The organism is Psychrobacter sp. TB55-MNA-CIBAN-0194, assembly GCF_040309505.1.
Taxonomy (GTDB): domain Bacteria; phylum Pseudomonadota; class Gammaproteobacteria; order Pseudomonadales; family Moraxellaceae; genus Psychrobacter; species Psychrobacter fozii.
Genome location: NZ_JBEOOW010000003.1, coordinates 255,151 through 269,079 on the forward strand (window position 1 = coordinate 255,151; position 13,929 = coordinate 269,079).

The window sequence follows — 13,929 nt, forward strand, 5'->3', positions numbered from 1 at the left end:
ACGCCCCATTGCTACAGTTACAATCATGGCACAACGTTGTAAACTCACCTATAATGAGCAACTTAACACTATATAATGCATGATTATGACTACAATTGCTTCTACCTCAGATATATCTACGCCATCTATTCCCCATAATCCTCTATCTACTGACCGATTGAGGGTGGTATTTGCGGGGACGCCTGAGTTTGCAGCGATTAGTCTGGAGTCACTAATTAGTCAGCAAGACGTACTGAATATAGAGATTATCGCGGTGTACACGCAGCCTGATCGCAAAGCAGGTCGTGGCCAAAAGCTGGCGGCTTCTGCGGTAAAAGAGGTTGCCCTCGCAAACGATATCCCTGTAGAGCAACCACTCACCTTTAAAAAATCCAGCATCGAAGGATTGGCCGCTAGGCAAACTCTGCGCACTTACCAGCCTGATATCATGATTGTCGCCGCTTACGGGTTGATTTTACCTGTCGGCGTATTAGAGACACCTATTCATGGTTGCTTAAACATCCATGCTTCACTATTACCGCGTTGGCGCGGTGCTGCACCTATTCATCGTGCACTTTTAGCCGGAGATGATGAGACGGGTATTACCATTATGCAGATGGACAAAGGATTGGATACAGGCGACATGATTTATAAAGTCAGCGCTAGTATTGATCCTATTGATACTGCTGCCAGTCTACACGATAAAATGGCTGCGCTTGGTGCAACAGCCATCAGTACGGTTCTAAAAGACTTATCTACCTATCAAGCGCAAGCTATCCCTCAAGATAATAGTCAAGCCAACTATGCTGAAAAGCTGGTCAAAACGGAAGGCGAAGTTGATTGGTCACAGCCTGCTGCCGCTATTGAACGCCAAATCCGAGGGCTGACTCCGTGGCCGGGTGCTTATACTTTTCTCGCAGGGCAACGTGTCAAAGTGTTGGCTAGCTTACCTGTGAATGCATCTCAACAAACCAATGAGCCTGCTGGAACGGTAGTGAGTGTCGGACGCAAAGCGATTCTAGTGGCTTGTGGTAAGGATAATGATACCGAGTCGTCGGCTACTACTTTAGCCATTACTCATTTACAGTTTGCGGGTGGTAAGCCGATGACTGCCGAACAAGTTTGCCACGGCAACCAATTAGATGACGGCGATCAATTTACGACAGAACCAAAACAACTGAACCTAACTTAATGATAGTTAACCCTATCTGCACAAGACGCTATCGATGATACGTCAAGGAAATGAAATTTAATGAGACAAAACAGTACTGCGCCTAGAAACAATAAGCTCAAACCATCAAGCAACCTTATTATGAATGGTAGCGTACGCGTGCGCGTGATTCGCACCTTACTGGCTATTCAAAACGGTCAGTCGCTCTCAAGCGTCCTTGATCCATTATTGAATAGTTTGCATGATGGCGACAAAGGCTTTGCCCATGCCTTACTGCTCACAACACTACGCCAGTGGCACGCGCTGGCACGTTTGCTCGACAGCTTAGCAGACAACCCTATCGACGAAGTTGAAGTTCGTACCACCATTCAAGTAGGTTTAGTGCAGCTGCTTTATTTAGAAGTAGCTGACCATGCTGCGATTCATGAAACCGTTGAAGCAGCCAAAGAGATTGAGTTCGCTCATTCTACGGGTTTGGTGAATGCTATTTTGCGTAAAGTCGCGAAGAATCCAAGTAAATTCCGTAAGAAGTGCGATAAAAAGCATAGCCTACCGAATTGGCTCGCTTATCAGCTTAAGCAAGACTGGAGCGAGCAGTATGATGAGCTGACACAAGGCTTGCGCCAACCAGCACCTATGTTTTTACGAGTGAATTCGGCGGTTACTTCGGTAGAGGATTATCAGCATGCATTGGATGGGGCAGAGATTGATGCAGATATCGTTGAGCTAACGACTGGTTTTAAGGTAGCGAGCTCGTCAGAGTCTGCCATTTCTACCACGCTATCAACCAAAGGTCTTAGACTACATCAAAGCACTGCCGTCAACGCTTTACCTGATTTTGCTGTAGGGACTGCTAGCGTTCAAGACATGCATGCCCAGCTAGCTGCACCGATTATTAATAAAGCATTGATGGCTAAGCTCATTGCTGAAAGTGCGAATACTGACAGCGACAGTGATGAAAGTAATAATGAGATACACATTTTAGATGCTTGTGCGGCACCTGGTGGTAAATTGGCTCACTGGTTAGAGCTCATAAGCGCTAATGACGAATCATCGTTGTTTCACGTGAAACAAGATAATGCTGAAACGTCACCTGCAATTACTGATATCAAGGTAACAGCTATTGATAATGAAGCACCTCGTATCGAGCGTATTCGTGAGAATTTACAGCGCCTAAATTTGAGTCAGCATGATTTGCAGCAAGCAGATAACAGCATTGCATTGAACATTGTCTGTGCAGATGCGACCAGATGGCAGCATGGCAAGAATAAAAAAGCAGCGACAAATGAACCAGTATTTGATGCGATATTATTGGACTCTCCTTGTACCGCGACGGGAGTGATTCGTCGTCATCCTGATATCAGTATCCTGCGTACCGAAGAAGACATCGAGCAAACGGCGCTGCTACAAGCAGACATCTTGCATAATCTATGGCCACAACTCAAAGCTGGTGGTTATCTGCTGTACGTGACATGTTCTATCTTAAAGCAAGAGAACGTTGAGCAAATGCAGGACTTCATCACTCATCATAATGATGCGGTAGCGATTGAGTTTACTGACGATTGCAGTTGGGGTATCGAACAAGCGATCGGTCGTCAGTGCTTACCGATTGATAGTGCGAGTGGCGATGGTTTCTATTATGCGTTGTTGCACAAAACGGCTGAATAAACCGTTTTTAACTATTGAATAAAATTATTGTAGACAGGACAATCTAATGAAATATATCAGTACCCGTGGTCAGACAGCGCCAATGGATTTTAGTGATGTGCTTTTGATGGGTCTTGCCCCAGATGGTGGTTTGATGTTGCCTGAGCATTATCCGAATATTGATAGTGCAACGCTTAATGAGTGGCGTACGCTCAGCTATCCAAAGCTTGCGATGGTGATTATGCAGCGTTTTGCGACAGACATTCCTGTGGCTGATTTGCAAGACCTCATTGAACGCACTTATACCACTGAGGTGTTTGGCTCTGACGAGATTGTTCCTGTCCGCAAGCTTGAAGATAGTTTATATATTTTAGGATTATCAAACGGTCCGACATTGGCTTTTAAAGATGTTGCCATGCAATTTTTGGGCAATGCTTTTGAATATGTGCTTAAGAAAAAAGACGCGCGTATTACGATCATTGGTGCAACCAGTGGTGACACGGGTAGTGCGGCAGAGTATGCACTGCGCGGCAAAGAAAATATCGAAGTCTTCATGTTGTCACCACATGGCAAAATGAGTGAATTCCAACGTGCGCAGATGTATAGCTTGACCGATGATAATATTCACAATATCGCTATCGATGGTATGTTTGATGATTGTCAGGATATCGTCAAAGCGCTACAGCAAGACGCTGAGTTTAAAGCGGCTTATAACCTAGGCACAGTAAATTCTATCAACTGGGGTCGTATCCTAGCGCAGATTGTTTATTACTTTAAAGCTTACTTTGCGGTCACGACGAGCAACGATGAAAAAGTCAGCTTTAGCGTACCATCAGGTAACTTCGGTAATATTTGTGCCGGTCACATCGCTCGTGAAATGGGACTGCCAATTGACCGTTTGATTGTCGCAACCAATGAAAATGACGTGTTGAATGACTTTTTTAATCAAGGCGCTTATCAGCCGCGTCCGACTGAAAAAACCTATATCACCTCAAGCCCGTCGATGGATATCTCAAAAGCCTCTAACTTTGAGCGTTTTGTTTATCTATTATTAGAGAAAGACAGTGCACGCGTCCATGAGTTATTTGAAGGGGTGAAATCTGGTCAAGGTTTCGATCTATCTGAACTAATGGAAGCGGTTAATACTCGATATGGCTTTGCTGCTAGCAAATCTACCCACAGCGATCGCTTGCAGACCATCAAAGCACTGTATGAGCAACATGGTGAACTGGTTGATCCACACACAGCTGACGGTATCAAGGTCGCTAAAGAGTTGCAGAAAGAGGGCGAAATCATTGTTTGTGCAGAAACAGCATTACCTGTTAAGTTTGCGGATACCATCGTTGAAGCTATTGGCCAGATAGATATCGCTCGCCCAGCTCATACCGAAGGGTTAGAGAGTTTGCCGCAGCATGTGGTCGTGCTTGATAACAATGCTGAATTGGTCGCTGAGCAAATTCGCCAGCATGTCACGCCAAACCCTGCATAAACCACTGCTAATGGTGAGCTTATATTCAATAGAAAACCTAAAGAAAATATCCACATAAAGGTTACACTATTGTAATAAAGTGTTTATGATTGTGTTATGGTAGATATAATTGTAATATTAGGAACAGCGTCAGCGAGTCATCATTGTGCTAGGCGCTTTTTTAGGAATAAAACCAGTCAACTACACTGAACAGCTGCCCTCTAGGCGTCACAATAAATGCAACTTTAAGTCTATATTTTTTTTGGATCTTGATGCTGGCTTATTTGCTTAAGTATCGAAAAAAGAGCTTCTAGAAAAATAGACTTAAGTACGATTTTAATGGCGATAATAGCGGTACATATTGTGGATATAACAATGAAGATGAGCTTAAACAAGATAGCAAAAGCACTGTTACTGACGACATTTAGCAGTGCGATGCTGATGAGCACTGCCCACGCTAACAATCCACCACCCACTCTTAAAGCAGATGCACCCAATCGTTACACTGTCAAAAAAGGTGATACGTTGTGGGATATCTCAGGGCGCTATCTGGATAGTCCATGGCGTTGGAAAGAGATTTGGGCGACCAATAAGCAAATCAAAAACCCCAATCTTATCTATCCTAACGACATTCTTATCTTGTGTGTGATTAAAGGTCAGACGCTCATTGGTGTGGATACAGGTGAAGGTTGTGCTGGGGTTGAAAAGCAACTTACAGGCAACGTGGTTGCTAATAAGGTAACGGTTACTTCAACTGCCAACAGTATTCCTTCTATTCCTCGGTCTGCTATTCAACATTGGCTAGATAAAACAGTCATTGTTAATCCACAAGATTTTAATACGACTCCTTATATACTGGCTTCTAAAAAAGGTAACTTAATCACTGCAACTGGTGACAAGATATATGCTAAAGGTGTGCCGCTTATCATCGGACAGCGCTACGGTATCTATCGTGAAGGCGAGTTATATACTGATCCCACTACAAAAAATATTATTGGCTTAGAAGTCACGCAAGTAGCAACGGGTTTGGTCACATCTACCGAAACCAATGGTGTTACTAGCTTGCAGCTTACCGACAGTTATGGCAAAGAAGTACGTGAAGGTGACCGCGTATTTGTTGAATTGAATAATTCTATTCCACCTGTGTTTTACCCAACGCCTGCTAGTACCAGTCGTGGTGGTATGATTGTACGTGTAATGGATTCAATCAGTTCAGCAGCGAAGGGCAGTGTGGTCGCTATCAATCTAGGTAGTACCGAAGGTGCTAAGCCTGGTGATGTCCTGACGGTCTACCAAAAAGGTGCTTTGGTACGCGATATCAAAGATGAAGATACGCCTGTACGCCTGCCAAATGAACAAACTGGTATGGTAATGGTCTTCAATACGTTTGACCATATTAGCTATGCTTATGTGCTTAGTTCTGAGCTACCGCTTAATGTCGGTGACCAGTTACTACCACCTCCTTATTTATAAGGAAGTAACAGGATTATTGGAAGGCTAACCATTCCAAATTCACCTATAAGAGATAAAGGACTATGACAGCAGTCACTTCTTCTTTAACAGACGATCAGCGTGCCGTACTGGCGCTGTGGTACGAAGTGAATGCGTCATTATCTGCTTATCATAAGCTACTTACTTCCTTTGGAAATGCAGAACTTGCTTGGCAAGCCAAAGTAGAAGCATGGCGGCAAGCAGGTATTCACCATACTCATCTCAAACGTCATGAACAGCCAGAGCAAACACAAGCCAATATTGATAAAATTCAGCAAGCACTTATAGAGAGACGTTACGGCCTACTATTTGCTGATGAGTCCAACTATCCCGCCCAACTCTTACAAATCTATGATCCACCGCCATTACTATTTTATCGTGGCAATCATGCGCGTCTGCATCAAGCACAAATTGCTATCGTCGGTAGCCGAAAACCCACCGCACATGCACAGAAAATCACGTTTGATATCGCTCAATATTTGGCACAGGCAGGCTATATCATTACCAGTGGGCTAGCCATGGGTGTGGATAAACGAGCGCATTTAGGTGCGTTGGCTCAAGCGGATGCTGACTATCAAGGCCGCACGATTGGGGTGATGGGTACGGGTATTGATGTTAATTATCCCAACCATCATGATAAGTTGTTCGCTCAGATTATCGATCAAGGTGGCTGTATTATCAGCGAGCTATTGCCACATACGCAGCCACACAAGCATACTTTTCCGCGCCGCAATCGGCTGGTATCTGGATTGAGTCTAGCGACCATTGTGACGGAAGCCACGATTAAAAGTGGCTCGCTTATTACTGCACGTCTCACTTCAGAGCAGGGCAAACAAGTCTTCGCTATTCCAAGTCATATTGACAATAGCAATGCTGAAGGCTGTCATCACTTGATACGTGAAGGCGCCACTTTGATTTATCATCCTCAGCAAGTCTTAGAAGATGTCAATGGTCAGTTGACCTATGACCGCCGTTCTTACACACCAGCAGACATACCTCAATCGAATAATAGCCCCTCTCAACAAAATATCGATGCAGAGAAAGGCGCGGTAACCACAGCTGGCCATGCTACCTCATCACCTTCTAATATTAAATCTCCTGCTAGTGCCATCGTAGTACCTGAGCATTTAACCCCTGTTTATGAACAGCTGGATTGGCATGGACAGGATTTAGATGCGCTTATCGTAGCAACTGCGCTTGCACCACCGCAATTGATTGGGCAGCTAATGGAACTTGAATTAATGGGTATTATTAGTGTACAGGGCGGACGTTATTTACGCGTCTAATGTTACACTTACCTACCTTTAAACGTTTCTGTTTTTCAGTCTCTAACTCATTTAACATAGTAAAAAATTGGCAGCTTTTGAAATTTGTTGTCTGAGCCCAACTTTCTCCTGTGTTATGATTAGCGCCTAATTTTCTATTATCCTAAACAATTTCAGCCATGAACCATCTCACACCTTTCATCACTGATTCTACTCTACAAGCAGCTCAGAGCCTCAAAGAAGGGCAGTTGCTCGCGTACCCGACTGAAAGCGTTTGGGGTATTGGCTGCGACCCTTATGATAAAGCAGCCGTTCAACGTATTCTAGATATTAAGCAGCGTCCACAAACCAAAGGCATGATTGTCATTACGGACAGCGCAGAACGTTTGGCTCCTTTGCTATCGTCTTTAACGGATGAACAGCGTGACCCTATTCTAAAGAGTTGGCAGATAGATAGTGGCCATAATAACGATGATGGTTTGCAATATAAGCAAGCGCATACTTGGTTGTTGCCTATTCCTCAGACACTGGCTACTACTATTCCTTCTTGGATAACGGGGCAGCATCAGACAGTCGCAGTAAGGGTCATTGCTCATCCTATTATTCGTCAGTTGTGCCAGCAATTGGTCAGCGCACACAATCCATTTGGACTGTTGGTCTCTACCAGCTGCAATCCATCAGGACAGCAGCCTGCCATGACCTTCGACGATGCTTATGCCTATTTTGGCGAGCACATCAGTTACTTACAAGCTGATACGTTGGGCTATACCTTGCCTAGTCAAATTCGCGATGCAACCACTGGCTTAATCATTCGTTAGAGAGTAGCAGTCATTTAAATATAATGAGTTAAGCGTCGTCATACAAATGATAGGTATTGTTTTTTATTTCACTATTGACAGAAATAAAAGAATGGCGCAAGATAAGTCAAGAAGTACAACAATCAAGAAATAAGCCATATTGCAAAAAAATAAGTGAATAGCCATTATGAAACTAAATCCTGTGACCGAAAAATTTATCTTACATTGGGGTGAGATGGGCTCGCAGTGGGGTGTTAATCGCACCATGTCACAGATTCATGCATTGTTATTCATCATCGGTAAGCCGCTAAATGCTGAAGAAATTACCGACACACTTGGTGTTGCTCGCTCTAACGTCTCAAACAGTATCAAAGAGTTGCAGCATTGGGGCTTGGTACAAAAAGTCTCCATATTGGGTGATCGTCGAGATCATTTTACGACCAATATCGACGTTTGGGAGTTAGCACGCATTATTGTGGTTGAACGACAAAAGCGCGAGTTAGAGCCTACGGTGCAATTCTTACAAGAGCTGATGGACAGTCCTGAATTCGAACACGAAAACAGCGATGTAAAAGCACGTATCCGTGATACCCAAGAGTTCGTTAGTACGCTCACCACTTGGTCTGCTGAGATGCTCAAGCTACCTACCAGTATTCTCAAAAAAGTCCTTAAACTGGGTGCGAGTATTAAAAAAATCCTACGTTGATAGTGATATGTGTTATCTAAAATAAAAAATTTGAGTAACGGTTTCTGTTTAGACAGAAATTTATGTAAAAAGTATAAAGGCTAGCCAAGTTTAAGTGATACGAGTTTCGATAAAAATAGCAGCAAGAAACAGCAACGACAAATGGATGTGTAAAATGAACGCAAATAAGACACACGCTAATAAAGAGCTAGCTATTAAATATGCAATGGCTTCAGTTGAGTGGCAGGATTTGCGCCAACTAACGCGCGCTCAAATTACTTATAACCTCATTTTGCCTTATCCGTTTTTATTGCTGTCTTGGTGGTTCGCCAGTCAGTCTTGGTATGTGTTGGCATGTGGCGCCTCTTATTTATTTTTCGCTGCTGCTTTTCGTCAGGCGCACGATGGTTATCATTATAGCTTGGGTGTGAGTAAACGTACCGTTACCGGCATATTGTTATTACTCAGCGTACTATTGATGACCAGCTTGCATAGCATCCGAGCCACTCACATGGAACATCATCGCAATCCATTGGGTGATAGTGACATTGAAGGCCGTTTGGCAAAAGGTTCATGGTGGCAAGCGCTACTTGGCGGGATAGCGTATCGATTGGATATTTATCGCCAAGGACTGCGTCTCAGCAGCCGTCGTAATCAACGTATTGCGTGGCTAGAGTTTGGCTTGATTGGCCTTGTTATTATCACTGCGCTGGTATTGACTGTGGTTTCTGTGGCTGTTCCTACTATTGCGACGTTGGCGCAAGTGTTGATATATCACCTACTGACGATGATGTTGGCCAATGCCAGTGTCGGCATCATCGCCGTGTGGGGTGTGCATCATGATTGTGATGAGACAATCGCCCGAACTGAGCGCAATCCTTTGGTCAACCTGCTGACTTTTAATTTGCTTTATCACGTAGAGCATCATCTATTCCCTGCTGTGCCATCCAATCATTTACCTGAGCTTGCTAAGCGTGTAGATGCGGCAGTGCCACACCTGACCAAAGCATATGTATTGCCAAATATGGCGACTGCCATGGAATCTATAAATAATTATGCGAGTAAGTTAAAAGATAAAGATCAAAATAGTAATGATAGTGAATGTCCTATTCGTAAGCGTTTTGCTTAGTAGAATGGACAGGCATGTCAGCATTACTTACTTTAGAAGAAAATGTTGAATGCTTGAGCTAATCGACTGAAAAAATAGCTAAAAAACTGTCTCTAAGGATATCGTCATGGGTTCAGGTTCTAATAAAAGTCATGAAAATTATTCAAAAGCAAATGTCATAGCATCCTATTTATTCTTTGGTGGAGCTGTTGGTGGCAGCTTAATAGGATTAATAGCAGCTATATTTGTGGTTTTAGAAGCTATCTTGCAAGATGCTGTCTGGCAGAATATCGTTAGATCAATAGTGCTAGCTGTATTAGCAGTACCTATCTGTGCATTTTTTGGTTTCATGATAGGTCTCATTCCTGCAACATTGACTGGTTGTTTAGTCGCGAGTTTGAAGCTATACCGTAATCATAAAGGTTTATCGTATTCAGCTATCATCGGTACAGTATCGACAGTTATCTGTACTTTGCTATTCATGGTTTTTAACGACATACCTTTTTCACTTGCTGCTTGTATCTTTGCTGCCTTTATCGGAAGTTCTAGCGGATATTTCACAGGGTTATCCGTCTTACCAAAACTATGATTCACAGAGAGAAGTTACGCTATTCATTAATTCTCCACAGTAATTTCATGGGCTTTGCCAACGCCATATTTATACTAAATTAACGACGAATGTTAATGGGATAAATAGAATGAAAACGAATAATGAGTTAGGTGCGTACCCTTATATGCAAGTGATTGTTCTGTTTGCAGGGGTTGGTAGCTTGGTTGGTGGGCTGGTAGCGCAGCTTTTCTTGTTGTTTGTTTTTAGGGATGCTGATTTTGCTCAAATAGGTTATCAGCCATTACTCTATGTTGGATTACTTGGTTTTATTCCTGCTTTATTAACGGGCATGATCGTTGCTAGTCAACAGACATGGCGCGGTGATCGTAAGAGTCTACGCACGACATTCTTAGTTGGGTTCGTAACATCAGCATGTTATATGGGCGCAATCGTTTTATATTTAGGCATAAACTCTTTGATAGAGATTGGCGTGCTATTGGCATTTATGGTTGCTATAGGGTTGTTTGGTGCGATCAACTCAGCGATCGCTAGCTGCATTGCTTTACCAAAAGTATGTAAAAGTCATTTTGATATAAAGGCTAAAAAAGAAGACGATAACTATAACGGGTTACGTTTTATTGAAAAATAATACACATAGGGAGTAGAGCATGAATATTCTAATCAGTGGCGGTTCAGGATTTTTGGGTAGTGCGTTCAGTGAAGAGACTCAGAAGCGTTATCAACAGGCTGATAGAGACCTACATGTTACTTGGCTGACACGTGATGATAGCCAAGCACATCCCAGTAATATTGAAATGATGACTTATGACGAGCTATCAAAAACAGAAAATACTTTTGACGTAATTTTAAATCTAGCAGGCGCAGGTATTGCCGACTCGCGTTGGAGTGATGAGCGCAAAGAGCAGTTGCTTGCCAGTCGTATTAAACCGACCGAATCCATACTGGCATTTATCGCTCGCACCAGTACCAAACCTAAGTTATTAGTCAGCGGATCAGCGATTGGCTGGTATGGTGTACAAGGTGATAAACCATTAACCGAAAGCAGTGGTTTTGAGACCGATTTTTCACATCAGTTATGTGAGCAATGGGAGCAGCTAGCTTTAACAGCAACAGATTATGCTGTACCTGTGGCTATCGTGCGAACTGGTGTGGTGATTCATCCTGAGGGCGGAATGGTCGGCAAGCTTTTGATACCGTTTAAAATGGGTGTCGGTGGTCAGTTGGGTAATAGTCAGCAGATAATGAGCTGGATCAGCCGTGAAGATTGGGTAGGAGCCGTGATATTTATCCTTGAGCAGCATCTTGCTAGTAAGGGCGATAGTGATGCTAACACTACACATGATAATGCATTGCAGACTACTAATGATACACCAGCGTTTGTGTATAACTTAACATCGCCAAACCCAGTAAGTAATCATACTTTTACCAAAACGCTTGGAGCATGGCTGCATCGTCCGACCTTTTTCACCTTACCAAATTTTTTACTCAAGCTGATGTTTGGTGAGATGTCGACACTATTGATAGATGGTCAAAAAGTATTACCACAAGCATTACAGGACGCAGGTTATGAGTTCCAGCAGCCAACGCTCAAGCAAGCGTTAGCAGGGCAGAAGCTTTGAATAGCTTAAGGTAGGTTTCATGTGAAACAAGGAGGTTAATATATTCTTTAAGATTATACTTTCGTAATGCATGATATTCCGGTCACCTCACAGTATTAAGATAGTAAAAATATGGTTTCTAAAAGCGATGAAAATTCAAATTTAATGTTAAAAAAGAAAAGCATTAAGAAATCTTACCCTTGGTTAAAAGTGCTTATAGGCTTCGGTCTACTCGGTGGATGGGTAGGGGCTAACGGCATAACTTTCACGCTCTTCTTATTTGAGAGCTTCGTACCAAGACCGTGGCAAGGTTTTGATTTTCAGTACTTTATAGAAAATATATTTGAAGGTCTGGCTTTTAAAATGATAGTAGGTTTACCTCCTGCATTGATAACTGCAGGTATTGTTATTTATATAAAACTGTACCTTAGAACGTTTAAAAACTGGCTTGCCTTAGGCTTACTTGGTTTTATTGTAACTATTCCATTTAGCTTGATCGCTATGACAATGGCTGAATCAATAGATTTTGAACTATTTCTCTTAGCTATGTTAGTGGGCTTGTCGGGATTATTTAGCGCTATTATCATAGGTGGATTAACTATTCCTAAGTCTTAAGTTAGCTAGGTTTTCATTAAAAATAAGAAATTTATTTATAAATAGAATTGTTTCATGTGAAACTTATGTAGAGGTATTTATGAACGAACTTAGGAGTAGCGCTACAATTACTGTCTCAAACTATCCAAAAGGTAAAGTAATAGGACTCTATGGATTGCTAGGTGGTGCGATAGGAGGTTTAATTGCTACTTCTTCTATAATTGTATTTTCTGTAATTGAGGGAAGTATTTCTCTGCAAGAAATACCAGACTTTATAAAAATACTAGCAGTTGGTACGGTTTTTGGTTTCCCTTTGGGTTTGTTTCCTGCATTATTGACTGGCTATAGCGCATACAAACTTGAGATTTATTTTGATTCTATGAGAAAGGTACTGCCTTTATTTACTGTTGGTTTTATGAGCACGTTTCTATGTATAGTTTGGTTTATGTTAAAGTCGGATTCGATAGATTCCGTAGTAAATATCATGCTAATTTGCTGTGTTGGTGGCGCAAGTGCCATAGTCACGGGTCTGATCGCATTACCTAAACATCAATAAAATTTGTCTTTTTATTTCACTTTTGACAGAAATAAAATAAATAATACTAAGCCAATTAAATTAAGCGGTCGCGCCAGTAAGACAGCTACTGCTTATCACTAAGTAAGGAGAACATCATGCGTCATCCTTCGTTAGCCAGTATTGAATGGCAAGATTTGCGCCAGCTTAGTCTGAGCGAGACTGTTTATAATATTTTTTTATCATTACCTTTTCTATTACTGTCATGGTGGAGCGCGTGGCAAGGGTGGTGGTTACTTGGGCTTACTGCGACTTTTTTCTTTTTTACCGCTGCACTGAGGCAAGCACATGATTGTTATCATCGAACGTTGGGAGTAGGGAGGCTTGCCACTGAGCTCATGCTGTTTTTTCTCAGTATTACGATGCTCTGTAGCACGCATGCTATTCGGCACACACATCTCAATCATCATCGAGATCCGCTGGGAGACAGTGACGTTGAGGGTAACTGGGCACGCTTGCCGTGGTATCAGGCAATATTGGGAGGCGGGATTTTTTCGATTGCGATTCAGTGGTTTGGCCTGACGCATGGTAGCCGTCGCAATCGTATTCTCGTTGCCTGTGATATGTTGCTCATTTTCGCAGTGATTGCCGCTGCTTTTATCACGATGCATCCAGTATTAATCTATCACGTATTGGTGATGATATTGGCCAATACGATGGTGGGATTCTTTGCGGTATGGAGTGTACATCATGGTTGTGATGACGTGGTATATGCCCGTAGCGAGCGCCATCCGCCGATTAATCTACTGACTTTTAACTTGCTCTATCACATCGAGCATCATCTATTTCCAGCGGTGCCGACCAATCACTTACCGATACTGGCTAAGCGCTTAGATGCCGGCGCACCGCAGTGGACGCAGCAGCCCGTCATTCCTTTTTTAGTACCAGTTTTAACACCAGTCAATAATTATCAAGAATCTAGCGTGATTAATAAAACGAATAGCCTCGATGCTGAGGTATCACTCATAAAGGAGTCGTAAC

General features: G+C 42.7%; 14 protein-coding genes. All 14 read left to right on the forward strand.

The annotated features are described in order from the left end of the window. Positions 1–85 precede the first annotated feature (85 nt). The 14 genes from fmt to AAEY75_RS05455 all read left to right on the forward strand — a co-directional run bounded on the left by fmt (position 86) and on the right by AAEY75_RS05455 (position 13,928). The gene (fmt, locus tag AAEY75_RS05390) at positions 86–1,171 is read left to right on the forward strand and encodes a methionyl-tRNA formyltransferase (protein WP_352258906.1); all 1,086 of its coding nucleotides are present in this window, start codon (positions 86–88) and stop codon (positions 1,169–1,171) included. A gap of 60 nt (positions 1,172–1,231) precedes the next feature. Beyond that, positions 1,232–2,818 carry a transcription antitermination factor NusB gene (locus tag AAEY75_RS05395; RefSeq protein WP_352258908.1) on the forward strand — a complete coding sequence of 529 codons (1,587 nt, stop codon included), beginning with the start codon at positions 1,232–1,234 and terminating at the stop codon, positions 2,816–2,818. A 46-nt stretch (positions 2,819–2,864) separates the two neighbouring features. Beyond that, on the forward strand, positions 2,865–4,286 hold the full coding sequence (gene thrC / locus AAEY75_RS05400) for a threonine synthase (RefSeq protein WP_352258910.1): 1,422 nt from the start codon (positions 2,865–2,867) through the stop codon (positions 4,284–4,286). Between the two features lie 354 nt (positions 4,287–4,640). Next, on the forward strand, positions 4,641–5,738 hold the full coding sequence (locus AAEY75_RS05405; protein WP_227680754.1) for a LysM peptidoglycan-binding domain-containing protein: 1,098 nt from the start codon (positions 4,641–4,643) through the stop codon (positions 5,736–5,738). A 62-nt stretch (positions 5,739–5,800) separates the two neighbouring features. After that, positions 5,801–7,042, forward strand: a complete 1,242-nt coding sequence (gene dprA / locus AAEY75_RS05410; protein ID WP_352258913.1) for a DNA-processing protein DprA — start codon at positions 5,801–5,803, stop codon at positions 7,040–7,042. Between the two features lie 158 nt (positions 7,043–7,200). Next, the gene (locus AAEY75_RS05415) at positions 7,201–7,839 is read left to right on the forward strand and encodes an L-threonylcarbamoyladenylate synthase (RefSeq protein ID WP_197215411.1); all 639 of its coding nucleotides are present in this window, start codon (positions 7,201–7,203) and stop codon (positions 7,837–7,839) included. 166 nt (positions 7,840–8,005) lie between these two features. Then, the gene (locus AAEY75_RS05420; protein WP_197215409.1) at positions 8,006–8,524 is read left to right on the forward strand and encodes a GbsR/MarR family transcriptional regulator; all 519 of its coding nucleotides are present in this window, start codon (positions 8,006–8,008) and stop codon (positions 8,522–8,524) included. A gap of 154 nt (positions 8,525–8,678) precedes the next feature. Further along, entirely contained in the window at positions 8,679–9,632 is a 954-nt protein-coding gene (locus tag AAEY75_RS05425; RefSeq protein ID WP_352258916.1) for a fatty acid desaturase family protein, read from the forward strand. 106 nt (positions 9,633–9,738) lie between these two features. After that, positions 9,739–10,200, forward strand: coding sequence for a hypothetical protein (locus AAEY75_RS05430; RefSeq protein WP_352258918.1), 462 nt, complete (start codon positions 9,739–9,741; stop codon positions 10,198–10,200). Positions 10,201–10,309: 109 nt separating this feature from the next. Beyond that, on the forward strand, positions 10,310–10,810 hold the full coding sequence (locus tag AAEY75_RS05435; protein WP_352258920.1) for a hypothetical protein: 501 nt from the start codon (positions 10,310–10,312) through the stop codon (positions 10,808–10,810). Between the two features lie 19 nt (positions 10,811–10,829). Further along, entirely contained in the window at positions 10,830–11,801 is a 972-nt protein-coding gene (locus AAEY75_RS05440) for an epimerase (RefSeq protein ID WP_352258922.1), read from the forward strand. Between the two features lie 111 nt (positions 11,802–11,912). Next, a complete protein-coding gene (locus tag AAEY75_RS05445; RefSeq protein WP_197215401.1) occupies positions 11,913–12,395 on the forward strand; it encodes a hypothetical protein in 483 nt (160 codons plus the stop codon). Positions 12,396–12,474: 79 nt separating this feature from the next. Beyond that, the gene (locus AAEY75_RS05450) at positions 12,475–12,930 is read left to right on the forward strand and encodes a hypothetical protein (protein WP_197215400.1); all 456 of its coding nucleotides are present in this window, start codon (positions 12,475–12,477) and stop codon (positions 12,928–12,930) included. Between the two features lie 116 nt (positions 12,931–13,046). After that, positions 13,047–13,928, forward strand: a complete 882-nt coding sequence (locus AAEY75_RS05455; protein ID WP_197215399.1) for a fatty acid desaturase family protein — start codon at positions 13,047–13,049, stop codon at positions 13,926–13,928. Position 13,929 lies beyond the last annotated feature (1 nt).